The organism is Micromonospora sp. WMMA1976 (assembly GCF_027497335.1).
Lineage (GTDB): Bacteria > Actinomycetota > Actinomycetes > Mycobacteriales > Micromonosporaceae > Micromonospora > Micromonospora aurantiaca.
Map to the genome: position 1 here is coordinate 4,786,441 of NZ_CP114912.1, position 22,214 is coordinate 4,808,654.

Sequence of the window (22,214 nt, forward strand, 5' to 3'; positions counted from 1 at the left end):
GATCCTGATCATCCGCTACCCGGGCCTGCCCCGGCCGCCGGTCAGAAGCCGAGCTTGCGCAACTGCTTCGGGTCGCGCTGCCAGTCCTTCGCCACGCGGACGTGCAGGTCGAGATAGACCCGGGTGCCCAGCAGCTCCTCGATCTGCCGCCGGGCGGTCGTGCCCACGTGCTTGAGGCGACTGCCCCGGTGGCCGATGACGATGGCCTTCTGGCTCGAGCGCTCCACGTACACGTCGGCGTAGATCTTGGTGAGGTTGCCCTCCGGGATCATCTCCTCGACCACCACCGCGATGGAGTGCGGCAGCTCGTCGCGTACGCCCTCCAGCGCCGCCTCGCGGACCAGCTCCGCCACGAGCACCTGCTCCGGGTCGTCGGTGAGCATGTCGTCCGGGTAGAGCTGCGGCGACTCGGGCAGGTAGCCGGTCATCACGTCGACGAGCGTGTCCACCTGGTGGCCGGAGACAGCGCTGACCGGCACCACGTCGGCGAACTCGCCCAGCTCGCTGACCGCGAGCAACTGCTCGGCCAGCCGCTTCTTGTCGACCAGGTCGGTCTTGGTGACCACCGCCAGCACTGTCGCCTTGAGGCTGGCCAGCTCGCCGGTGATGAAGCGGTCGCCCCGGCCGACCGGCTCGTTCGCCGGCACGCACAGGCCGATCACGTCGACCTCGCTCCAGGTCTCCCGGACCAGGTCGTTGAGGCGCTCGCCGAGCAGCGTGCGGGGCCGGTGCAGACCCGGGGTGTCGACAAGCACGAGTTGCGAGTCCGGGCGGTGCAGCACCGCCCGGATGATGTGCCGGGTGGTCTGCGGCTTGTTCGAGGTGATCGCGATCTTCGTGCCGACGATCGCGTTCGTCAGCGTCGACTTGCCGGCGTTCGGCCGACCGACGAAACAGGCGAAACCGGCCCGGTAGGGACGCGGCTCGGGCGTTGTCACTCGACCACCGTGCCGAGGACGGTGCCGTCCGGCGCGGCCACGTGCACCGGCGCGTCGGCGGACAGGTCACGCACGGCGGCGTGCCCGGAGCCGTCCAGCGTCGACGCCTCGGTCACCACCACCGCGGCCTCCAGCCGGCTCGCGCCCGCCGCCACCGCCGAGGCCACCGCGAGCTGGAGGGCGGTCAGGGTCAGCGACGGCAGCGCCACGCTCGCCGCCGCGTACGTCCGGCCGTCCTGGTCGCGAACCGCGGCGCCCTCCACTGCAGCCACCCGGCTCCGCGCGCCCCGGGCCAGGATCACGAGCTTGGCGTCCTCCGCGCTCAGCTCGGCCGGGTCGGCGGGGGTGGGCAGGGCGGCCGGTACGGCGGGTGACTCAGGCATCGGCGGGTTGCCTCTCCTCGGAACGGTTGTTGTCGCCACGGTTGTTGTCGCCACGCGAATCGGGCGGCTCGCTGCGGTTGGTGCCCTCCGGCGCGTCACCCCGGTCGACCCGGCTCACCAGAACCGTGTCGATCCGGTTGCGCCGGCCGGTGGTGCCCTCGGCCACCAGCCGCAGGCCGGCCACCTCGGCCTCGGCGCCCGGGATGGGCACCCGGCCGAGCGCCTGGGCGAGCAGGCCACCGACCGTCTCCACCTCGTCGGTGGGCAACTCGGTGTCGAACAGCTCGCCCAGATTCTCCACCGGCAGCCGCGCGGTCACCCGCACGGCCCCGTCGGGCAGGTGCTCGACCGGCGGGCGCTCGACATCGTACTCGTCGGTGATCTCCCCGACGATCTCCTCCAGGATGTCCTCGATGGTGACCAGCCCGCCGGTGCCGCCGTACTCGTCGACCACGATGACCAGGTGGTTGCGGGCCGCCTGCATCTCGGAGAGCAGGTCGTCCACCGGCTTGGACTCCGGCACGAACGTGGCCGGGCGCATCAGCTCGGCCACCGGCATCTGCCGGGCGGCCTGGTCGCCCTGCACCCGGCGGATCAGATCCTTGAGGTAGAGCACACCGAGCACGTCGTCGACGTTCTCGCCGATCACCGGGATGCGGGAGAACCCGGAGCGCAGGAACAACGCCAGCGCCTGCGCGAGCGTCTTGCGTTCCTCGATCCACACCATCTCGGTACGCGGCACCATCACCTCGCGGGCGATGGTGTCGCCGAGCGCGAAGACCGAGTGGATCATCTGACGCTCGCCGTGCTCCACCACACCGCGCTGCTCGGCCAGGTCGACCAGTTCCCGCAGCTCCACCTGGGTCGCGAAGGGCCCCTCGCGGAAGCCCTTGCCGGGGGTGACCGCGTTGCCGATCAGGATCAGCAGCGACGCCAGCGGGTTGAGCGCGCGGCCCAGCCAGCGCACCAGCGGCGCGACCGCGCGGCCGACCGCGTACGCGTGCTGGCGGCCGATCGTCCGCGGGCCGACGCCGACCACGACGAAGCTCACCACAGTCATCGCGCCCGCGGTCACCAGCGCCGCCCGCCAGCCCGCGCCGAACGTGTCGACGGCCACCAGCGCGACGAGCGTGGTGGCGGTCAGCTCGGCCAGCAGGCGCAGCAGGAGCAGCAGGTTCAGATGGCGGACCACGTCACCGGCGACCGCCTGGAGAGCACGTCCGCCGCGGGCGCCGTCCCGGGTCAGCTCCGCGGCACGGGCCGGCGAGACCGCTGCCAGCGCCGCCTCGGTCATCGCGATCAGGCCGGCGAGCACCACCAGCCCGGCGGCGAAGACCAGGAGTTGAAGATCAGGCAGTCCGGCGGGGGTGCGGACCGCCGCCAAGGTGTCCATCACCGCGACCGGGTCGACCGCCAGCTGGCCAGCAGCCGGGCCTGGAGACCGAACATCTCCCGCTCCTCCTCGGGCTCGGCGTGGTCGTAGCCCAGCAGGTGCAGCACGCCGTGCACGGTGAGCAGGTGCAGCTCGTCGGCGGCCGAGTGTCCGGCCACGGCGGCCTGCTTGGCCGCCACCTCCGGGCAGAGCACGATGTCGCCGAGCAGGGCGGGCTCACCGCCGGCCGGGTTGCTCTCCCCCGGGCCGTGGTCGACGCTGCCCTCGTCCATGGGGAAGGCGAGCACGTCGGTCGGGCCGTCGCCACCCATCCAGCGGTGGTTCAGCTCCGACATGTATTCGATGTCGACGAGCAGCACGGACAGCTCGGCGAGGGGGTTGACCCCCATCTCGTCGAGGGCGTGCCGCGCGACGGCGAGCACGGCGTCGGTGTCGACGTCGACACCCGACTCGTTGGCGATCTCGATGGACAACTGTCTTCCTCTGATGATGTGACGGCTTCCGCCGGTGGTTCAGCGGCGCCGGCCGGCCCGGCCGCCCTGGGCGGTGCGCCCCGGTACGGCGTGCACGCTCTGCGCCTGCTGGTTCTCCCGCTCGGCGTCCCAGCGGGCGTACGCGTCGACGATGTCGCCCACCAGCTTGTGGCGCACCACGTCGGAGCTGGAGAGCTGGGCGAAGTGCACGTCCTCGACGTTGTTCAGGATCTCCCGGACCACCCGCAGGCCGCTGGTCGTCCCGCCGGGAAGGTCCACCTGGGTGACGTCACCGGTGACGACGATCTTGGAGCCGAAGCCGAGCCGGGTGAGGAACATCTTCATCTGCTCGGGCGTGGTGTTCTGCGCCTCGTCCAGGATGATGAACGCGTCATTAAGGGTGCGCCCCCTCATATATGCCAGCGGCGCCACCTCGATCGTGCCGGCGGCCATCAGCTTCGGGATGGTCTCCGGGTCGAGCATGTCGTGCAGCGCGTCGTAGAGCGGGCGCAGGTAGGGGTCGATCTTCTCGTTCAGGGTGCCGGGCAGGAAGCCCAGCCGCTCCCCCGCCTCGACCGCCGGCCGGGTCAGGATGATCCGGTTGACCTGCTTGGCCTGGAGCGCCTGCACGGCCTTCGCCATCGCCAGGTACGTCTTGCCGGTACCCGCCGGGCCGATGCCGAAGACGATGGTGTGGGCGTCGATCGCGTCGACGTACTTCTTCTGCCCCAGCGTCTTGGGACGGATGGTGCGACCGCGCCGGGAGAGGATGTTGAGCGTCAGAACCTCGGCGGGCCGCTCGGTGCCGCCCTGCTCGAGCATGCCGACGGTACGCCGTACCGCGTCTGTGGTCAGGGTCTCGCCTTTCTCGATCAGTTCGAGCAGCTCACTGAAGAGACGCTCGGCGAGGGCGTTGTCGGCGGGGGCACCGGTGATGGTGATCTCGTTGCCGCGGACGTGGACGTCGCTGTCGATCGAGCGCTCGACGAGCCGCAGGATCTCGTCGCCCGCGCCGAGCAGGTTCACCATGATCTTCTGGTCGGGGACCGTGATCCTGGTCTGCACACGCGGCGTGCCGGGAGGTGGGGTGCCGGTCATAGGTCGGGCCCGTCGGGCCCTGCGCCACCTGCTCTCCGCTTCTCGGGCGCCGGGCCCTGCTGGCGCGGCGTACGGTTACCTCCATCGTATCGGGTCGGCACCGTACGCACCGCGCCCATTTCCGGTGCCCGGCGGTCAGCCGCCGGCGCGGAAGTCGTACCCGTCGAAGGTCTCCTGGGTGCGGGTGAAGCGGTAGGTCGCCCAGTGCATCCGGACCACCACGCCGCATTCGTCGCGGGTCAGCCGCAGCAGCTCCCCCGCCTCCCGGCCGGAGACCGTGCGGAACACGTCCGGCCGGTCCGGCAGCGGCGCGAACACCGCGGGCGGCTTCCCGGCCGGGTCGTCGGCGCCACGCGCCCGCAGCGTCCCGTCGTGCCAGGAGAAGACGTACTCGAAGCCCTCGCCCCACCAGCGGCCCAGCACGCCGCGCAGGTGGTCCGGCGCGGGTGGGCCGGGACGCCACGGCTCGATCTCCGCCGGGTCGTGCTCGGCGGCGGCGGCCAGCAGCCGGTGTGACAGGTCGAACACCTCCACGCCGGTGCCGGACGAGCCGAGCACCGCGGCGCCCATCGCCCCGGCGGTGCCCTGCCCGCCGCGCCGCCCGTACACGGCGGCGAGGAATCCGGGCATCGCGCCGTCGTGGCCGACGTGGGTCACCCGCTCCGGCTGCGGGATCAGGATCAGTCCCAGTCCGAAGCCGGCCGACCAGACCGCCTCGTCGGTGGGGGTGAGCGGCCAGCGCATCTCCTCGACAGTCGTCGCGGCGAGCACCGTGCCGTCCGGGTCCAGCGCCGCCGGGTCGGCCAGGAACGCGGCCCAGCGGGCCATGTCCGACGCGGTGCTCCACAGCTGCGCGGCGGGGGCCACCGCGCCGAAGTCGGCGGGTGGTTCCGGGTGGGCCTCGTCGGAGTACGCGTCGACCAGGAACCCGGTCGCGGCCCGCTCGGTCGGGTACGGGCCGGTGGCGGTCAGCCCGAGCGGGCCGAGCACCCGGTCGGCCAGCACCTCGGCCCAGGTGCCGCCGCGCAGCCGGGCGACCGCCTCGCCGAGCAGCGCCAGTCCGAGGTTGGAGTAGTGGAAGCGCTGGCCGGTGGGCAGCACCCGCTCGACCCGGGCCAGGTCGGCAAGCATCTCGTCGACGGCCGGGGCGCGCAGGCTGTCCCACACGTCGCCGTGCGGCTCGCGTTGCAGGCCGGCGGTGTGCGACAGCAGCCGGCGTACCGTCGCGTCGCCGTGCGCGGGCAGGTCGAGGTGCCGCCCGATCGGGTCGTCCAGGTCGAGCAGCCCCTCGTCGCGGCACTGCATGACGAGCACCGCGGTGAAGGTCTTTGTGACCGAGCCGATCCGGAACACCGTCTCCGGCCCCAGCGGAGTGTCGTTGCCGGTGTCGCCCACGGTGCAGGTCCAGAGCGGCCGGTCGGCCCGGTGCAGGGCGGCCGACACCGCCGGGATCCGCCCGGTGGCCTGCGCCTGGCGCACCATCCGGGCGAGCCGGTCGGAGACGTCGGTCATCGGCAGAGCATCGGGCCGAGCGGCGCGCCGCCGAGCAGGTGGGCGTGCACGTGGAAGACCTCCTGGCCGCCGTACGGGCCGGTGTTGAACATCAGCCGGAACCCGTCCACGGTCAGGCCCTCCTCCTCGGCCACCACGGCGGCGGTCTGGAGCACCTCGCCGGCCAGCTCGGGCGCACCCTGGGCCAACGTGGCCACGTCCGCGTAGTGCTCCTTGGGGATCACCAGCACGTGCGTGGGCGCCTTCGGGTCGATGTCCCGGAAGGCCAGGGTGGTGGCGGTCTCGCGGACGATGGTGGCCGGAATCTCCCCGGCGACGATCCGGCAGAAGAGGCAGTCCATCGCAGCAGTGTAAGGACGCCGCCGCAAGCGTGGCGGGGGCACCGCCGGGCGGACCGGCAGGATGCGGCAGGATGGCCGCCATGTCGGGACGGGCGGTGCTGGTGACGGGGGCCTCGCGGGGCATCGGGCGGGCGGTGGCGCGGGCGTTCGCCGCCGGTGGGGACCGGGTGGCGATCCACCACCGGGACTCGGCCGAGCTGGCCGAGCGGCTGCGCGCCGAACTGCCCGGTGACGGGCACGTGGTGGTACGCGCCGATCTGGCCGACCCCGACGCGGTACGCGCCGTGGTGGACGAGGCGGCCCAGCGGCTCGGCGGGCTCGACGTACTCGTGAACAACGCCGGGGTGTTCGGGCCGGCCGATCCACCGCACCCGGTCTTCGAGAGCAGCTACGAACAGTGGCGGGCGCGGTGGCGGGAGGTGCTCGACACCAACCTGGTCGGCGCCGCGAACGCGGCCTGGTGCGCCGCGCAGCACATGCGCGACCGCGGGGGCCGGATCGTGAACGTCTCGTCCCGGGGCGCGTTCCGGGGCGAGCCGGCCAACCCGGCGTACGGGGCCAGCAAGGCCGGGATGAACGCGATGGCCCAGTCGCTGGCGGTGGCCCTGGCGCCGTACGGCATCGCTGTGGCCTGCGTGGCGCCCGGCTTCGTCGAGACCGACATGACGAACGAGCATCTGAAGAGCGAGCGGGGCGAGGCGGTACGCGCCCAGTCTCCGTTCCACCGGGTGGCCCGGCCGGAGGAGATCGCCGCGGCGGTGTACTGGCTGGCCGGCCCCGAGGCCGAGTGGGCGTCGGGCACCATCATCGACCTGAACGGCGCCTCCTACCTCCGCTCCTGACCCCCACCCTCGCCCCTGACCCCCGCGATCTTGCACTCTCGGCCCAGGCAAACGCCGCAAAAGGGGCGCCGCGCGGGCCGAAACTGCAAGATCAGCGCGCACCGAAAAGAGGGGCGGGCGCGGGGGTTACCAGTGGGTCAGGCGGGTGGCCAGGACTGTCAGGGCTGCCACGCCTGCCGTGGACGTACGCAGGACCGACGGGCCCAGGCGGACCGTGCGGGCGCCCGCCTCGGCGAACGCGGCCAGCTCGTGGTCGGCGATGCCGCCCTCCGGGCCGACCACCAGCACGATCTCGCCGGCGGCCGGAAGGTCGACTGTGGTCAGCCGGTCCTGCGCGCCCTCGTGCAGCACGAACGCGCCGGCCGCGCCGGCGATCCGGCGGGCCACCGAGGCGGTGGACTCGTCCGGCGCGCCGGCCACCACCGGCAGCCACGGGCGGCGGGCCTGCTTGGCCGCCTCGCGGGCGGTCGCGACCCACTTCTGCCGGGCCCGTTCGCCCCGCTCGCCGCGCCACTGCGCCACCGAGCGGGACGCCGCCCAGGGCACGATCTCGTCCACCCCGACCTCGGTCATCGCCTGCACGGCGAGTTCACCCCGGTCGCCCTTGGCGATGCCCTGCACCACGACGAGCCGGGGTACCGGCGCGTCCGCGTACCCCCGGCTCGTGACCCGCAGGTCGAGCGTGCCGCGGCCGACGGCGGTGACCACCGCGGCGGCGGTGCCGCCCCGGCCGTCGGCGAGCACCAGTTCCTCGCCGACACGCAGCCGCTGCACGGTGGCCGCGTGGTGGCCCTCCGGGCCGTCCAGCGTCAGCGTGTCACCGGTGGGCAGCGCCTCGACCAGGAACAGCGGCGCGGACACCTCAGGCGTGCCCGTTGAAGGCGTCGCGCATCCGGGAGAAGAAGCCGCCCTGCTTGGTCAGCTCGGCGACCTCCTCGCCGCGGGTCTTGGCGAAGTCGCGCAGCATCCGCTCCTGGTCGGCGTCGAGCTTGGTCGGGGTACGCACGTCCAGGTGCACGTAGAGGTCACCCCGGCCGGTGCCGCGCAGGTGCGGTACGCCCCGGGCGCGCAACCGCAGTGTGCTGCCGGGCTGGGTGCCGGGCTTGACGTCGACCGTCTCCTCGCTGTCCAGCGTCTTGATGGTCAGCCGGGTGCCGAGCGCGGCGGCGGTCATCGGCACCGTGACCCGGCAGTGCAGGTCGTCGCCCTTGCGGGAGTAGACGTCGTGCGGCCGCTCGTGGATCTCGACGTAGAGGTCACCGGCGGTGCCGCCACCGGGGCCGACCTCGCCCTGCTGGGCCAGGCGGATCCGCATGCCGTCCTCGACCCCGGCCGGGATCTTGACGGTCAGCGAGCGGCGGGTGCGTACCCGGCCGTCACCGGCGCAGGTCGGGCAGGGGTGCGGGATGGTGGTGCCGTAGCCCTGGCAGACGGTGCACGGCCGGGCGGAGACCACCTGACCGAGGAAGGTCCGCTGCACCGACTGCACCTCGCCCCGGCCGCCGCACGCCTCGCAGGTGGCCAGGTGGGTGCCGGCGGCGGTGCCGGCGCCGGAGCAGGTGGTGCAGAGCACCGCGGTGTCGACGGTGATCGGCGCCTCGACGCCGAACGCGGTCTCGTTGAGGTCCAGTTCCAGGCGCAGGATCGCGTCCGCGCCGGGGCGGGTACGCGGCCGCGGCCCACGGCTGCCGCCCGCGGCACCGCCGAAGAACGCGTCCATGATGTCCTGGAAGCCGACGAACGGGCCGGCGCCGCCGGGACCGCCCGGGCCGCCCATGCCACCGCCGCCCGGGGCGAGCGGGTCGCCGCCCAGGTCGACGATCTGCCGCTTCCGGTCGTCCGAGAGGACCTCGTACGCGGCGTTGATGTCCTTGAACTTCTCCTGGGCCTCCGGGTCCGGATTGACGTCCGGGTGGAACTGCCGCGCCAGCTTGCGGTAGGCGCGCTTGATCTCGTCGTCGGAGGCGTCCCGGCTCACGCCGAGAATGCCGTAGTAGTCCCTGGCCACTGCGTTAGGTGTCCTCATGTTCGTCTCGCGTCGCTCCGGTCGTCGGCCGGAACCGGCCGTCGGCCCAGACTGGTCAGTTCTGGGCCAGCAGTTCGCCCACGTAGCGTGCCACGGCCCTCACCATGGCGATATTGCCGGGGTAGTCCATCCGGGTCGGCCCGAGCACGCCGAGTCCACCGACGATCGTGCTGCCCGGTCCGTACCCGGTGCTGACCACCGAGGCGGCCCGCAGGTTGTCGAATTCGTTCTCGTCGCCGATGAGCACCCGGGTGGTGCTCGGCTCGGTCTCGCCGATCAGCTTGAGCAGCACTACTTCTTCTTCGAGCGCCTCCAGGATGGGGCGCAGCGAACCCTGGAAGTCGAGCAGGCCGCCCCGGGTGAGGTTGGCCTGGCCGGCCAGCGCGAGGCGTTCCTCGTGCCGCTCGACCAGCGTCTCCAGCAGCACGGTGGACAGCGTGGTCATGGCCGGGCGCAGGTGCGGCGCGGACTCGTCGACGAGCGCCTGCACCAGCGGCGGCGTCTCGGCGAGCTGGCTGCCGACCAGCTTCTCGTTCACCAGCCGGCGCAGGTCGGTCACGTCGTCGGCGGGCACCGGGGCGGGCAGCTCGACCAGCCGCTGCTCGACCCGGCCGGTGTCGGCGATCATGACGACCATCAGCCGGGTGGTGGAGATCGGCACCAGCTCCAGGTGGCGCACCTTGGACCGGGCCAGGCTCGGGTACTGCACCACCGCCACCTGACGGGTGAGCTGGGCGAGCAGCCGGACCGTACGGTGCACCACGTCGTCCAGGTCGACAGCGCCCACCAGGAAGCGCTCGATCGCCCGGCGCTCGGCCGGGCTGAGCGGCTTGACCCGGGACAGCCGGTCGACGAAGAGGCGGTAGCCGCGGTCGGTGGGCACCCGGCCGGCGCTGGTGTGCGGCTGCCGGATGTAGCCCTCCTCCTCCAGCACCGCCATGTCGTTGCGCACGGTGGCGGGCGAGACGCCGAGCTGGTGCCGCTCGACCAGGGCCTTGCTGCCGACCGGTTCCTGCGTGGCGACGTAGTCCTCGACGATCGCGCGCAGCACGGCGAGTTTGCGGTCGTCGAGACCCATTCCCCACCTCCTGACGCACCTCGGCCGGGCCGGCACGCGGCATCCGCCGGGCGGCTGGCACTCGACTGTAGCGAGTGCCAGTCTACGTCGGCACCCCCGCCGACGCGATGATCGCCTGACGGACCTGCGGTGCGGCCCACCACACAGCGCCGCCCACCAGGGCCGAACAGCCGGTCATCGTCGGTCTGTGTCGCTCTGGTGCGAGTTGACCGGTGCCCCTACCGTGGCGACCATGACAGAACCTCCTCGCCCTCCAGGGGCAGGGGACTCCGGCCCCCAGCCCGACCCGTCGGCGCCCTACGGCTCGTCGCCGGGCAGCGAACCGCCCACCGCTCCACTGTCCGGGGCGCCGGGCGCCGGCGGCTATCCCCCGCCCGGTGACTATCCGCCCCCGGGCGGCTACCCGCCCCCGGGCGGCGGCTACCCCCCGCCGGGCGGCTACCCCCCGCCGGGTGGCACGCCCGGCTACCCCGCCGGTGGCGGGTACGGCCCGGCCTCCTACGCCAACAACGACGAGAAGACGTGGGCCCTGGTGGCGCACTTCGGCGGCGCCGCCGGTGTCATCGTCGGTGGCGGTCTGCTCGGCTGGGTTGCCCCGCTGATCGCGATGATGGCCCGGGGTCAGCAGTCCCCGACGGTCCGCGCCCACGCGGTCTCGGCGCTGAACTTCCAGATCACCTGGACCATCGCCAGCGTGCTCGCCTGGGTGATCACGGTCATCACCTGCGGGATCCTGTTCTTCGTCCCGATGCTGGTCTGGCTGGTGCCGCTGATCTTCGGCATCATCGGCGGGGTCAAGGCCAACGAGGGTGTGCTCTACCGCTACCCGATGACCTACAACTTCATCAAGTGACACCGCCGGCCGGCCGAGGGGGCGGCCGGCCGGTGCCGGTCACGGCAGCAGGTCGCGTACCACCGCGTCGGCCAGCAGCCGGCCCCGCAGCGTCAGCACCACGAGCCCTCGCGCGTACGCCCCGGCGTCGAGCAGCCCGGCGTCCCGGGCCCGCTCGGCGCCCGCCCGGCCGGGTTCGTCCAGCACGTCCAGCGGCAGGCCGGCGGCGAGCCGTACCCGCAGCATCACGTCCTCCATGTGCTGCTCGTCCGGAGTGAGCCGCTCCCGGGCCAGCGCGGGCGAGGCGCCCTCGGCCAGCCGCGCCGCGTACGCGCTCGGGTGCTTGACGTTCCACCAGCGCACGCCGCCGACGTGGCTGTGCGCCCCCGGGCCCAGGCCCCACCAGTCGGCGCCGGTCCAGTAGAGCAGGTTGTGCCGGCACGCCGCCGCCGCCGAGCGGGCCCAGTTCGACACCTCGTACCAGGAGAATCCGGCCTCGCCGAGCGCGGCCTCCGCGGCCAGGTAGCGGTCCGCTGCCACGTCGTCGGAGGGGTACGGCAACTCGCCGCGTCGCATCCGCGCGGCCAGCCGGGTGCCGTCCTCCACGATCAGGGCGTACGCGCTGACGTGGTCCACGCCCGCGTCGACCACCTGGGCCAGCGAGGCGGCGAAGTCGTCGGCCGTCTCGCCCGGCGTGCCGTAGATCAGGTCCAGGTTCACGTGCTCGAATCCCGCGTCGCGCGCCTCCAGCGCGGCGGCGGTGGCCCGGCCCGCGCTGTGCCGCCGGTCCAGCACCGCGAGCACCCCGGGAGCGGCGGACTGCATGCCGAGCGAGATCCGGGTGTAGCCGGCCGCCCGCAGCGTCTTGAGCGACTCCGGGCTCACCGACTCGGGGTTGGCCTCGGTTGTCACCTCGGCGTCGGCGGCCAGCCCCCAGACCCGGTCGATGCCGTCGAGGATCCGGGCCAGGTCGTCGGCGGGCAGCAGGGTGGGCGTGCCGCCGCCGACGAAGACGGTGTCGACCCGGGGCGGCGGCGAGTCGCCCAGCACCCGGGCGGCCAGCTCCAGCTCGGCGAGCACCGAGTCGGCGTACGTCTCCCGGCTCGCCCCGCCGCCCAGCTCGGCGGCGGTGTACGTGTTGAAGTCGCAGTAACCGCACCGGCTGGCACAGAACGGCACGTGGACGTACACGCCGAAACCGCGCGCGCCGACGTCGCGGCGGGCGGTGGCGGGCAGCGATCCGTCGCGCGGGACGGGTTCGCCTTCTGGAAGGACGCCGGGCATGGCCACTAGTGTGCCCGGCATGACCTCTCCGGACGCTCTCGTGCGAGTCGCCACGGCCCGTGGGGTGACCACCCTCACCCTGGACAGCCCGCACAACCGCAACGCGCTCTCCACGCCCCTGATGACCCAGCTGCTGGCCGGGCTGGCCGACGCGGTCGCCGACGACGCGGTACGCGCGATCGTGCTCGACCACACCGGCCCGGTCTTCTGCTCCGGCGCCGACCTGAAGGAGACCGCCGCCGCGTACGCCAGCGGCACGGTGCCCGCCGGGATGCTCGGCGACGTGCTGGTGGCGGTGCGGGAGTGCCCGAAGCCGGTGGTGGCGAAGGTCGCCGGGCCGGCCCGGGCCGGTGGGCTGGGCCTGATCGCCGCCGCCGACCTGGCGGTCTGCGCGCAGGAGGCGACGTTCGCGTTCACCGAGGTGCGGATCGGCGTGATTCCGGCGGTGATCTCGGCGACCGTGCTGCCGCGGCTGGGCCAGCGGGCCGCCGCCGAGCTGTACCTGACCGGCGACACGTTCGACGGCCGCCGCGCCGCCGAGATCGGCCTGGTCACCGCCGCGGTGCCGGCCGACGAGTTGGACGCCGCCGTCGGGCGCTACTGCGACTCGCTGGTGAAGGGCGCGCCGGGGGCGCTGGCCGGGGCGAAGGAGCTGCTGCGCCGGCCCGCCGGGACCGACCTGCGGGCCGAGATCGCCGAGTTGGCCGCGCTGTCGACCGGGTACTTCCTCTCCGACGAGGGACGCGAGGGCGTCATGGCGTTCCGGGAGAAGCGTCCCGCCGCCTGGGTGCCCGCCGGAGACTGAGGTGCGCGGCGGGCCCCGCGGGAGCCATTGCGGCCGAGGTGGGGCCCGCCGGTCGGCCGAGACGCGCCGGTGCGGGTGGGACGTACGCTTGTCGGACTGTCGGGACAGGGGGTGCGGGTGCGGACGCGAGCGGCGATCGTGGCATCTGGGGTGGCGGTGTGCGTGCTGGCACTGCTCGCGGTCTATGTCGTGACCAAGCAGTTCGGCGAGCACCTGCGGCTCCCCCTGTCCAGCCGGACCTGCACCGTGAAGGCGGACGGCGAGGTGGTGCTCGGCGCCGACCAGATGGCGAACGCGGCCACCATCGCGGCCATCGGGATGCAGCGCCGGATGCCCGAGCGGGCGGTGGTGGTGGCGTTGGCGACCGCGTACCAGGAGTCGCACCTGCGCAACATCGCCCACGGTGACCGCGACTCGCTCGGCCTGTTCCAGCAGCGCCCGAGCCAGGGCTGGGGCACACCGGAGCAGGTCCAGGACCCGCGGTACGCGGCGAACAAGTTCTACGCCGCGCTGAAGAAGGTCAAGGGCTGGGAGCGGATGCGGGTCACCGACGCCGCCCAGCGGGTGCAGCGGTCGGCGTTCCCCGAGGCGTACGAGAAGTGGGCGGACGAGTCGGAGGTCCTGACCCGCGCGCTGCTCGGCCACGCGACCGGCGCGGTGGCCTGCACTGTCTCCTCGCCGCCGACGATGCGCGGCCCGGCCGCCGCCAGCGCCGTGCTGGAGAGTCTGTCGCTGGACTGGGGGCTGCCCCGGCTGCCCACGGCGACCGACCTGACCGCGCTCACCGTGCCGGCCGGCGGCGACCGCAACGGCTGGCGGTACGCGCACTGGCTGGTCTCGCACGCCGACGACCACGGCGTGAAGAAGGTCCGCTTCGGCAACCTGGAGTGGACCGCCGAGCAGGGCTCCTGGGCCCGGGTGAAGGGCGACCCGGCCACCGAGGTGCGGGCCGAGGTGTTCGCCGCGGCCTGACCGGCCGCGGCCCTCAGCCCTTCACGGCTCCGGCGACCAGCCCGGAGACCATCCGGCGCTGCACCAGCAGGAAGAAGACGATCACCGGCAGGGTGAACAGCGTGGACGCGGCCATCACCGAGCCCCAGGCGGTGTCGTCCCGGCCGAAGAAGAACGTCATCGCCACCGGCAGCGTGTACTTCTGCTGGTCGTTGATGAAGGTCAGCGCGAAGATCAGCTCGTTCCACGCGGTGATGAACGAGAAGATGCTGGTGGCGACCAGGCCGGGCGCGACGAGCGGGAACAGCACCTTGCGGAACGTCTGGGCCCGGCTGGCGCCGTCTATGGCGGCGGCCTCCTCCAGTTCCTTCGGCACCGCGGCGACGAAGCCACGCAGCATCCAGACCGCGAACGGCAGCGAGAAGCCGAGGTACGTGAGGATCAGGCTGGGCAGCGTGTTGTAGAGGCCGAGCCGCTGGATCATCAGGAACAGCGGGATGACCAGCGCCTCCAGCGGGATCATCTGCACCACCAGCAGCATGATCAGGAACGTGGTGCGCAGCTTGAACCGGAACCGGGCCACGGCTGTCGCGGCGAGCAGCGCGACCAGCCCGCTCAGCAGCACCGTCGCCAGCGCGACGAGCGCGCTGTTGAGGAAGAAGTCGGCGAACGTGACGCCCGGGATCAGGTTGCCGGTGAGGATCTCCCGGTAGTGCTCCAGCGTCGGCTCCGCCGGCACCGGCCGGGGCGTGGACGAGAAGATCTCCCGGTTGGGCTTCAGCGACGTCGCCACCATCCAGTAGACCGGGAACGCGGCGAAGAGCGCGACCAGCAGGCCCGCGCCGTTGAGGGCGATCTTCTTCATCATTCGTCCTCCTGCCGCAGCACCATGCGGACGTACAGGGCGGTCACCACGAGCAGGATCACGGTGAGGATGACTGCGATGGCGGAGCCGAGGCCGTACTTCGGCGGCGGCGAGAACGCCTCCGCGTACGAGTAGATCGACAGCATGAACGTGGACCGGTCCTGGGTGCCGCCGGCCAGCACGAACTGCTGGGTGAAGACCTTGAAGTCCCAGATCGTGGAGAGCACCACGAGGATGCCGAAGACCGGCCGCAGGACCGGGAACGTCACCGACCAGAACACCTTCCACGGCCCGGCGCCGTCGACCCGGGCCGCCTCCTGCAACTCCGTCGGCACGCTCTTGAGCCCGGCCAGCACGCTCACCGCGATGAACGGGAACGAGTGCCAGACCACCACGAGCGTCAGGATGGCGAAGAACAGCAGCGGGTCGTTGAACCAGCCGTACCCGGTCCAGTCGCTGCGCCCGAACAGGGCCGTGGACAGCCCGTCCGGGAGCTTGTTGAACAGCCACGTGACCAGGCCGCTCGTGTCGTCGAAGATCCACTTCCAGACGATCGTGCCGGTCAGCGCCGGAGTGGCCCAGGCGAGCATCACGCAGCTCGCCACGAACGTGGCCATCTTCTTGCCCAGGCGGTTGAGCAGCAGCCCGACCAGGGTGCCGAGGATCATCGTGAGCGCCACGTTGGCGAGCGCGAACAGCACCGTGTTGCGCAGCACCGTACGGAAGAACGGGTCGCCGAGGATCTGCGCGTAGTTGGCCAGGCCGACCCACGGCCACTCGCGGTCGCCGCGCAACTGCCGGACGCTGTCCAGCTTGTGGAAGGACATCCACACGACCTGGCCGAGCGGCCAGAGCAGCAGCACGGCGATGATCGCCAGGCAGGGCAGGAGGAGCAGGTACGGAAGGTGGTCCACCCGGCGACGGCGCCGCCGCGCGGGGGTCTCCCGCGCGGCGGCCTCGCCGGTGGCCTCGGTCAGCGTGGTCACTTGGCGTTGAGAATGCTTTCCATCTCGGTGGCCGCGTCGGCGGTAGCCTTCTCGACCGTCTTCTGGCCCTTGATGACCGAGCTGTTCATCGCCTGGGTCACCGTCTTGGTCCGGCTGACCTCGACCCACTTCGGGGTGAGCGGGGTCAGCTTGGTGTTCTGGATGGCGGTCGCGAACGCGGCCATCACCTTGTCGTTGGCGTAGTCGCCGCTGCTGACCAGGTCCTGGTAGACCGGGAAGAAGCCGAGGCTGCTGGCGAACTCCTTGTCCTTCTGCTTGCTCAGCAGCACGGTCATGTAGTCCCAGGCCAGCGCCTGCCGCTCGCTGTCCTTCCAGATGGCGATGTCGGAGCCACCGGCGAACGCCGGGGCGGCCTTGCCGTCCGGGCCGGGGATCGGGAACGTGCCCCACACCTTCTCGATGTCGGGGTTGTCCTTCTTCATCGCGCCGCCCTGCCAGCTGCCGGCGAACGCCATCGCGGCCTTCCCGGTGGCGAACTGGGTACGGGCGTCGACCTCGTTCCAGCCGGCGGCGGCCGGCGGGGCGACCTTGTGCACTGTGACCAGATCGGTCCAGAACTTGACCGCCTTCTGCGCCTCGGGGGTGTTGTAGCCGGACTTCCAGCTGTCGCCCTCCTTGGTGGCGATCTCCCCGCCGGCACCCCAGAGGAAGGAGTAGAACGGCAGCTCGGAGTTGCCGGGCAGGGCGATGCCGTAGGTGCCGGGCTTCTTGGCCTGCACGGCCTTCGCGGCGGCGACCATCTCGTCCCAGTTCGTCGGCGTCTTCACGCCCGCCTCGGCGAACCAGTCGGTGCGGTAGTAGACGGCGCGCACGCCGGCGTACCACGGCACGCCGTACTGCTTGCCGTCGAGCTGGGCGTTCTTGACCAGGTCGGGCAGGATGTCCTTGCCCTCGGACCAGCCGTTGAACTTGTCCGAGACGTCGGCCAGGGCCTCCTGCGCGGCCCAGCCCTGGGTCTCGGTGTTGCCCAGCTCGGTGACGTCCGGACCCTCCCCGCCGGCGAGCGCGGCCTGGAACTTCTTCGGCGCCTCGAGCCAGGGGATGTACTGCACCACGACGTCGGTCTCGGGGTGCTTCTTCTTGAACTCCGCCTCGACGCTGTCGAGGAACTTGGTCTGGGCGTCGCCGCCCTCACCCATCATCCACACAGTGAGCTTGCTGTTGTCGGCGGCCTTGTCGTCGTCGCCGGAGCCACCGCACGCGGTCAGCACCAACGCGGCCGACGCCACGATGGCGGTGACCGGAGCCAGCCGCTTCCACCTGTTCACGCCATATCTCCCTCAGGGCCGTTTGGCACTAACCTTCTCCGCCGCACCTTAGTAGGAAAATTTCCTTTACAACAGGGGGTGTTCGTGACGGAGGGCACAGGCGACCGTATCGCAGCCGGAGGCCCGGCCGACATCGATGCCGTCCGGGCAGCTCAAGGGGCCGCACACGGCGACGGGCGCCCGGCCGTGAGGCCGGGCGCCCGTCGAGGCGCGTGATGCGGGGTCAGTAGCGCGAGACGCCGCGGCGACGACCGACACCGGCCACCAGGGCCACGCCGATCGCGGCGAAGAGCACCTGCAGCATCAGCTCGCGCCAGTCGATACCGGCGGTCTCGGCGAAGCCGGAGGCCCGGGCCACGATCGTGCCCAGAAGCGCGGCGCCGACGCCGATCAGCATGTGCAGCCACATCGGCATGTTCTGCCGGCCCGGCACGACCAGCCGGCCCAGCGCGCCGACGATCAGACCAACGACCAGCGCCGTGATGATGCCCCAAACGGTGAGCTCCATGGTCGCCCTCCTCCTTAAGATCCGGTCACACGTTTTTGTGTGGTTACTGTCGTGATCGCTAAGTTCCCGACCGTCCGGAAATCCAAACCGACTCCGATGACGAATTGTTCAGACGTACCCTGACCTGCTGCTTCTCCCCGAAACCCGGCGCGGCGGGCGGGCCCGGCACACCGACGGGGTTCAATGCGCCGAATACGCCGACGGGCGCCCGGCCGTGGGGCCGGGCGCCCGTCGAGGCGCGTGATGCGTCGATCAGTAACGCGAGACGCTGCGGCGGCGGCCGACGCCGGCCACCAGGGCCACACCGATGGCGGCGAGCACGACCTGCACGGCCAGCTCGGCCCAGTCGATACCGGCGGTCTGCGTGGCGATGCCGAGCGCACGGGCCAGGACGGTGCCCAGCAGCGCCGCGCCGACACCGATCACCATGTGCAGCCACATCGGCATGTTCTGCCGGCCCGGCACGACCAGCCGGCCCAGCGCGCCGACGATCAGACCCACGACGAGCGCGGTGATGATGCCCCAGACGGTGAACTCCACGGTCGGTCCTCCTAAAGCGATTTCGCACGTTCTGTGCGGTTGCTGTCGTGACCGCTAAGTGCCCGACGCATCGAAAACCGAAACCGGCGGCAACGACCGCCGCTCCCCCGGCCGGGACGAACCCGCAGGTGGGAGCGCTGCCAGCAGCTGAAAATTTCCTGGGTACGCGAACGGCCGGCGCCCCTGCGAGGGGACGCCGGCCGGTTCGTGGGCTCTGGCGACCTACTTCTTGCCGGCGGGCTTGCCGTCGCCGGAGTCGGACGACAGCGCCGCGATGAACGCCTCCTGGGGGACCTCCACCCGGCCCACCATCTTCATCCGCTTCTTGCCCTCCTTCTGCTTCTCCAGCAGCTTGCGCTTCCGGCTGATGTCACCGCCGTAGCACTTGGCGAGCACGTCCTTGCGGATCGCGCGGATGGTCTCCCGGGCGATCACCCGGCTGCCGATGGCCGCCTGGATCGGCACCTCGAACTGCTGGCGCGGGATCAGCGTGCGCAGCTTCGCCGCGATCGTCGTGCCGTACGTGTACGCCTTGTCCTTGTGCACGATCGCGCTGAACGCGTCGACCGGCTCACCGTGCAGCAGGATGTCGACCTTCACCAGGTCGGACGCCTGCTCACCGGAGGGCTCGTAGTCCAGCGAGGCGTAACCCTTGGTGCGGCTCTTGAGCTGGTCGAAGAAGTCGAAGATGATCTCGGCCAGCGGCAGCGTGTACCGCAGCTCCACCCGGTCGGCGGAGAGGTAGTCCATGCCCAGCAGGCTGCCCCGGCGACCCTGGCACAGCTCCATTACCGCACCCACGTAGTCGTTCGGGGTCAGCACCGTGGCCCGCACGGTCGGCTCGTACACCTCGGCGATCTTGCCGGTCGGGTACTCGCTCGGGTTGGTGACCACGATCTCCTCGCCGTCCTCCTGGATGGCCCGGTAGACCACGTTCGGCGCGGTGGAGATCAGGTCGAGGTTGAACTCCCGCTCCAGCCGCTCCCGGATGATCTCCAGGTGCAGCAGGCCGAGGAAGCCACAGCGGAAACCGAAGCCCAGCGCGCCGGAGGTCTCCGGCTCGTAGACCAGCGCGGCGTCGTTGAGCTTGAGCTTGTCCAGCGCCTCGCGCAGGTTCGGGTAGTCCGAGCCGTCGATCGGATAGAGACCCGAGTAGACCATCGGCTTCGGATCCTTGTAGCCGCCGAGCGCCTCCTTGGCCGGGTTGTTGTTGATGGTGACCGTGTCACCGACCCGGGACTGGCGCACGTCCTTCACGCCGGTGATCAGGTAGCCCACCTCACCGACGCCGAGCGCGTCGGCCTTCACCATCTCCGGCGAGATGACGCCGATCTCCAGCAGCTCGTGGACCGCGCCGGTGGACATCATCTTGATCCGGTCCCGGGCCGAGATCCGGCCGTCGATCACCCGGACGTACGTGACCACGCCCCGGTAGACGTCGTACACCGAGTCGAAGATCATCGCGCGGGCCGGCGACTCGGCCTCGCCCACCGGCGGCACGAACTGCCGGACGATCTCGTCCAGCAGGTAGGGCACGCCCTCGCCGGTCTTGCCGGAGACCCTGATGCAGTCCGCCGGGTCGCCGCCGATCAGGTGCGCCAGCTCCTCGGCGTACTTCTCGGGCTGGGCGGCCGGCAGGTCGATCTTGTTGAGCACCGGGATGATGTGCAGGTCGTTCTCGAGCGCCAGGTAGAGGTTGGCGAGCGTCTGCGCCTCGATGCCCTGCGCGGCGTCGACGAGCAGGATCGCGCCCTCGCAGGCGGCGAGCGAACGGGACACCTCGTAGGTGAAGTCCACGTGGCCCGGGGTGTCGATCATGTTGAGCACGGCGCTCTCACCGGCCCGGTCGCCCTCGCGGATCGTCCACGGCATCCGCACGGCCTGGCTCTTGATGGTGATGCCGCGCTCGCGCTCGATGTCCATCCGGTCCAGGTACTGCGCGCGCATCTGCCGCGGGTCGACCACACCGGTGAGCTGCAACATCCGGTCGGCCAGGGTCGACTTCCCGTGGTCGATGTGGGCGATGATGCAGAAGTTCCGGATGCGCGCCGGGTCGGTGGCACCAGGAGCGTTCGCGCCGGGATCGAGCGTCGGTGGCACAGCGGTCCGTTCTGGTCGGCTGACGTGAGCGGGCCGGCGCGCCGCCGGCCCCCTCCATGGTCCCACGTCGCCCGGCGCGCGCCCGGGCTCCCCCTTCACTCCACCGCTATTCCACGGGTGGCTCGGCTATTCCACGGGTGGCTCGACGAAGAGTGCGGCCAGCCGCGGCAGGCGGCGGCGGGCCTCCTCCTCGTCGTCGAAGTCCCAGAAGTCGTTCAGGTCGGGCACCGGAACCGGGTCACGCTCGGCCGGCAGGTCGGACGCGGTGGCCTTCCGGTACGCGTCCCACGGCACCGCCAGCATCTGCTCGCACTCGAACTCCTCGCCGCTGAGCGCCGCGGCCCGGACCTGCGGCAGCTCGGCCAGCGCGTCCGGATCGCCGACCGCCCGCGCGAACACCGCCCGCCCCTGCGTCATCAGCCAACCCCGGAAATATTCGAAGCCGTCGTCCGAGGCACCCCCGTTGATCAGGTAGGCCGCGCCCCACAGGTCGACCTTGTATGAGGCGGCGAGCACCCGCCGCTGGTGGTGGGCGTAGCCGACGATCTCCTCCGGGTCGCGCTCGGCCAGCAGCGCGACCGCCCGGGCGGCCACCGCGTCGGGCTCTCCCCCGGCGCCGGCGCGCGCGTCGTCGATCAACTGCCAGAACTCGTCGGTCCTCATGGCAGGCAGTCTGGCAGAGCCCACCGACACGCCGGTCCGCCGCGCGCCGCCGGTGCGGCAGCATGGTGCGGTGCGCCCGATCTCCCTACCGCCCGTCCCGTACGGGTCGACAGCCGTCCGGCCCGGCTGGGCCGACCTGCCGGCCGGGCTGCGCGATGCGCTGTCCGCCCGGATCGGCGGCGAACCGTCAGCGGTACGGGTGACGGGTGGCGGATTCACCAGCGGCTTCGCCGCCGTGCTGACCGGCCCCGCCGGGGAGAGCGTGTTCGTCAAGGCGGCGGCGCTGCACGGGCAACGACACCTGGTCGACTGGTACGCCCACGAGGCGGCGGTCCTGGCCCGGCTCCCGGCCGGCCTGCCGGTGCCCCGGCCGCGCTGGGCGCTCACCGAGTCCGGCTGGTACGCGCTCGCGCTCGACGCGATCGACGGGCACACCCCCACGCTGCCCTGGGCGCCGGCCGAGCTGGACGCCGCACTCGCCACGTACGCCGAAGTGGCCGCCGCGCTCGCCGAGCCGCCCGCGGAGCTGGCCGCGCTCCGGCTACCCCGCCTCGCGGACCTGGCCCGCGACGACATCCTCTGGTGGGGCGAGGTGGCCGCCGGGCGGGAGCCGCCGCCCGAGCAGGCCGCCGGCGCCCCGCTGGCCGAGCTGGTCGCGCTGGAGTCGCGGCTGCCCGGGTACGCCGACGCGGCCCCCGGGCTGGCCCACGGCGACCTGCGGGTGGACAACCTCCTGATCGACCCCGACGGCCGCGCCTGGCTGTGCGACTGGCCCTGGCTCTGCCACGGGCCGGCCTGGTTCGACCTGGCCGGGCTGCTGCTCACCGCGTACGCCGGCGGCCTGGACGCGGACGCCGCGTTCGCCGGTCACCCGGCGACGGCGGGAGCGCCGGCCGACGCGCTGGACGTGACGCTCGCCGCACTGGCCGGGTACTTCCTGACCGGTGCCGCCGCCGGACCGTCGAACGCCTCCCCGCACCTGCGCGCCCACCAGCTGTGGAGCGGGGAGCAGGCGCTCGGCTGGCTGGCCGAGCGGCAGGGCTGGTCCTGACTGACGAGGGACAGCCATGTCAACAAGCAACCTGGTCCGCGAGCCGGCCCCACCCCGCCGGTTCCCCGTGATCCACCCCGGTTCGGCAAGGCGGCCGCATCCCACCGCCTCCTTGATCCACACCAGCACGGGGAAGTGGTCACATCACACTGCCCCCGACCCCGCCACCTCCCCGAACTGGCGAATCAGTCCACCGACCCTCACCCTTGATCCACACCAGCACGGGGAAAAGGCGGCATCACACGGGCTCTGACCC

Annotated in this window: 23 protein-coding genes; 5 read left to right on the top strand and 18 right to left on the bottom strand. The window is 72.0% G+C overall.

Annotated features, from left to right (window positions below):
• Window positions 1–41: 41 nt before the first annotated feature.
• The 7 genes from era to O7546_RS21950 form a co-directional block, all read right to left on the bottom strand.
• The gene (gene era, locus O7546_RS21920; protein ID WP_194802346.1) at window positions 42–938 is read right to left on the bottom strand and encodes a GTPase Era; all 897 of its coding nucleotides are present in this window, start codon (window positions 936–938) and stop codon (window positions 42–44) included.
• A complete protein-coding gene (locus tag O7546_RS21925) occupies window positions 935–1,321 on the bottom strand; it encodes a cytidine deaminase (protein ID WP_194802347.1) in 387 nt (128 codons plus the stop codon). The genes era and O7546_RS21925 overlap by 4 nt, the downstream gene beginning before the upstream one ends.
• Window positions 1,314–2,738, bottom strand: a complete 1,425-nt coding sequence (locus O7546_RS21930; protein ID WP_228532661.1) for a hemolysin family protein — start codon at window positions 2,736–2,738, stop codon at window positions 1,314–1,316. The genes O7546_RS21925 and O7546_RS21930 overlap by 8 nt, the downstream gene beginning before the upstream one ends.
• The gene (gene ybeY / locus O7546_RS21935) at window positions 2,714–3,187 is read right to left on the bottom strand and encodes an rRNA maturation RNase YbeY (RefSeq protein WP_013287968.1); all 474 of its coding nucleotides are present in this window, start codon (window positions 3,185–3,187) and stop codon (window positions 2,714–2,716) included. Before ybeY ends, O7546_RS21930 begins: the two co-directional genes overlap by 25 nt.
• Window positions 3,188–3,226: 39 nt before the next feature.
• Complete coding sequence (locus O7546_RS21940) at window positions 3,227–4,285, bottom strand: PhoH family protein (RefSeq protein WP_194802349.1); 1,059 nt, start codon at window positions 4,283–4,285, stop codon at window positions 3,227–3,229.
• 135 nt (window positions 4,286–4,420) lie between these two features.
• Window positions 4,421–5,797: a serine hydrolase domain-containing protein gene (locus O7546_RS21945; protein WP_281599999.1), complete on the bottom strand. Its 1,377-nt coding sequence runs from the start codon at window positions 5,795–5,797 to the stop codon at window positions 4,421–4,423.
• A complete protein-coding gene (locus O7546_RS21950; RefSeq protein WP_013475524.1) occupies window positions 5,794–6,138 on the bottom strand; it encodes a histidine triad nucleotide-binding protein in 345 nt (114 codons plus the stop codon). The genes O7546_RS21945 and O7546_RS21950 overlap by 4 nt, the downstream gene beginning before the upstream one ends.
• Before the next feature lie 80 nt (window positions 6,139–6,218).
• On the opposite strand from O7546_RS21950, the gene O7546_RS21955 reads away from it, so the two are divergent.
• On the top strand, window positions 6,219–6,980 hold the full coding sequence (locus O7546_RS21955) for an SDR family oxidoreductase (RefSeq protein WP_194802351.1): 762 nt from the start codon (window positions 6,219–6,221) through the stop codon (window positions 6,978–6,980).
• A 126-nt stretch (window positions 6,981–7,106) separates the two neighbouring features.
• On the opposite strand, the gene O7546_RS21960 is transcribed toward O7546_RS21955, so the two are convergent.
• The 3 genes from O7546_RS21960 to hrcA all read right to left on the bottom strand — a co-directional run bounded on the left by O7546_RS21960 (window position 7,107) and on the right by hrcA (window position 10,084).
• The gene (locus tag O7546_RS21960) at window positions 7,107–7,841 is read right to left on the bottom strand and encodes a 16S rRNA (uracil(1498)-N(3))-methyltransferase (protein ID WP_194802352.1); all 735 of its coding nucleotides are present in this window, start codon (window positions 7,839–7,841) and stop codon (window positions 7,107–7,109) included.
• A gap of 1 nt (window position 7,842) precedes the next feature.
• Complete coding sequence (dnaJ, locus tag O7546_RS21965; protein WP_175438744.1) at window positions 7,843–8,988, bottom strand: molecular chaperone DnaJ; 1,146 nt, start codon at window positions 8,986–8,988, stop codon at window positions 7,843–7,845.
• A 73-nt stretch (window positions 8,989–9,061) separates the two neighbouring features.
• A complete protein-coding gene (gene hrcA / locus O7546_RS21970; protein WP_135241584.1) occupies window positions 9,062–10,084 on the bottom strand; it encodes a heat-inducible transcriptional repressor HrcA in 1,023 nt (340 codons plus the stop codon).
• Window positions 10,085–10,316: 232 nt separating this feature from the next.
• On the opposite strand from hrcA, the gene O7546_RS21975 reads away from it, so the two are divergent.
• On the top strand, window positions 10,317–10,937 hold the full coding sequence (locus O7546_RS21975; protein WP_269697482.1) for a DUF4870 domain-containing protein: 621 nt from the start codon (window positions 10,317–10,319) through the stop codon (window positions 10,935–10,937).
• 39 nt (window positions 10,938–10,976) lie between these two features.
• Here the strand turns inward: O7546_RS21975 and hemW are convergent, their stop codons facing one another.
• Entirely contained in the window at window positions 10,977–12,200 is a 1,224-nt protein-coding gene (gene hemW / locus O7546_RS21980) for a radical SAM family heme chaperone HemW (protein WP_194802354.1), read from the bottom strand.
• A 19-nt stretch (window positions 12,201–12,219) separates the two neighbouring features.
• On the opposite strand from hemW, the gene O7546_RS21985 reads away from it, so the two are divergent.
• Together O7546_RS21985 and O7546_RS21990 are read left to right on the top strand one after the other, a co-directional pair.
• Window positions 12,220–13,005: an enoyl-CoA hydratase-related protein gene (locus O7546_RS21985; RefSeq protein WP_135241587.1), complete on the top strand. Its 786-nt coding sequence runs from the start codon at window positions 12,220–12,222 to the stop codon at window positions 13,003–13,005.
• Window positions 13,006–13,116: 111 nt separating this feature from the next.
• Window positions 13,117–13,977 carry a hypothetical protein gene (locus tag O7546_RS21990; RefSeq protein WP_269697483.1) on the top strand — a complete coding sequence of 287 codons (861 nt, stop codon included), beginning with the start codon at window positions 13,117–13,119 and terminating at the stop codon, window positions 13,975–13,977.
• A gap of 13 nt (window positions 13,978–13,990) precedes the next feature.
• Here the strand turns inward: O7546_RS21990 and O7546_RS21995 are convergent, their stop codons facing one another.
• The 7 genes from O7546_RS21995 to O7546_RS22025 all read right to left on the bottom strand — a co-directional run bounded on the left by O7546_RS21995 (window position 13,991) and on the right by O7546_RS22025 (window position 20,907).
• Complete coding sequence (locus O7546_RS21995) at window positions 13,991–14,824, bottom strand: carbohydrate ABC transporter permease (protein WP_013287980.1); 834 nt, start codon at window positions 14,822–14,824, stop codon at window positions 13,991–13,993.
• Entirely contained in the window at window positions 14,821–15,807 is a 987-nt protein-coding gene (locus tag O7546_RS22000) for a sugar ABC transporter permease (RefSeq protein WP_013287981.1), read from the bottom strand. The genes O7546_RS21995 and O7546_RS22000 overlap by 4 nt, the downstream gene beginning before the upstream one ends.
• On the bottom strand, window positions 15,804–17,096 hold the full coding sequence (locus tag O7546_RS22005) for a sugar ABC transporter substrate-binding protein (RefSeq protein ID WP_194802357.1): 1,293 nt from the start codon (window positions 17,094–17,096) through the stop codon (window positions 15,804–15,806). The genes O7546_RS22000 and O7546_RS22005 overlap by 4 nt, the downstream gene beginning before the upstream one ends.
• Before the next feature lie 223 nt (window positions 17,097–17,319).
• On the bottom strand, window positions 17,320–17,604 hold the full coding sequence (locus O7546_RS22010; RefSeq protein ID WP_030503112.1) for a transglycosylase: 285 nt from the start codon (window positions 17,602–17,604) through the stop codon (window positions 17,320–17,322).
• 252 nt (window positions 17,605–17,856) lie between these two features.
• Window positions 17,857–18,144 carry a GlsB/YeaQ/YmgE family stress response membrane protein gene (locus O7546_RS22015; protein ID WP_116507974.1) on the bottom strand — a complete coding sequence of 96 codons (288 nt, stop codon included), beginning with the start codon at window positions 18,142–18,144 and terminating at the stop codon, window positions 17,857–17,859.
• A 222-nt stretch (window positions 18,145–18,366) separates the two neighbouring features.
• Window positions 18,367–20,244, bottom strand: a complete 1,878-nt coding sequence (lepA, locus tag O7546_RS22020) for a translation elongation factor 4 (protein ID WP_194802358.1) — start codon at window positions 20,242–20,244, stop codon at window positions 18,367–18,369.
• Window positions 20,245–20,370: 126 nt separating this feature from the next.
• The gene (locus O7546_RS22025; RefSeq protein WP_135241591.1) at window positions 20,371–20,907 is read right to left on the bottom strand and encodes a DUF4240 domain-containing protein; all 537 of its coding nucleotides are present in this window, start codon (window positions 20,905–20,907) and stop codon (window positions 20,371–20,373) included.
• Between O7546_RS22025 and O7546_RS22030 the strand changes: the two genes are divergently transcribed.
• The gene (locus O7546_RS22030) at window positions 20,906–21,958 is read left to right on the top strand and encodes a phosphotransferase (RefSeq protein ID WP_281600001.1); all 1,053 of its coding nucleotides are present in this window, start codon (window positions 20,906–20,908) and stop codon (window positions 21,956–21,958) included. The two genes, O7546_RS22025 and O7546_RS22030, sit on opposite strands and share 2 nt — an antisense overlap.
• The last annotated feature ends 256 nt before the right edge of the window (window positions 21,959–22,214 follow it).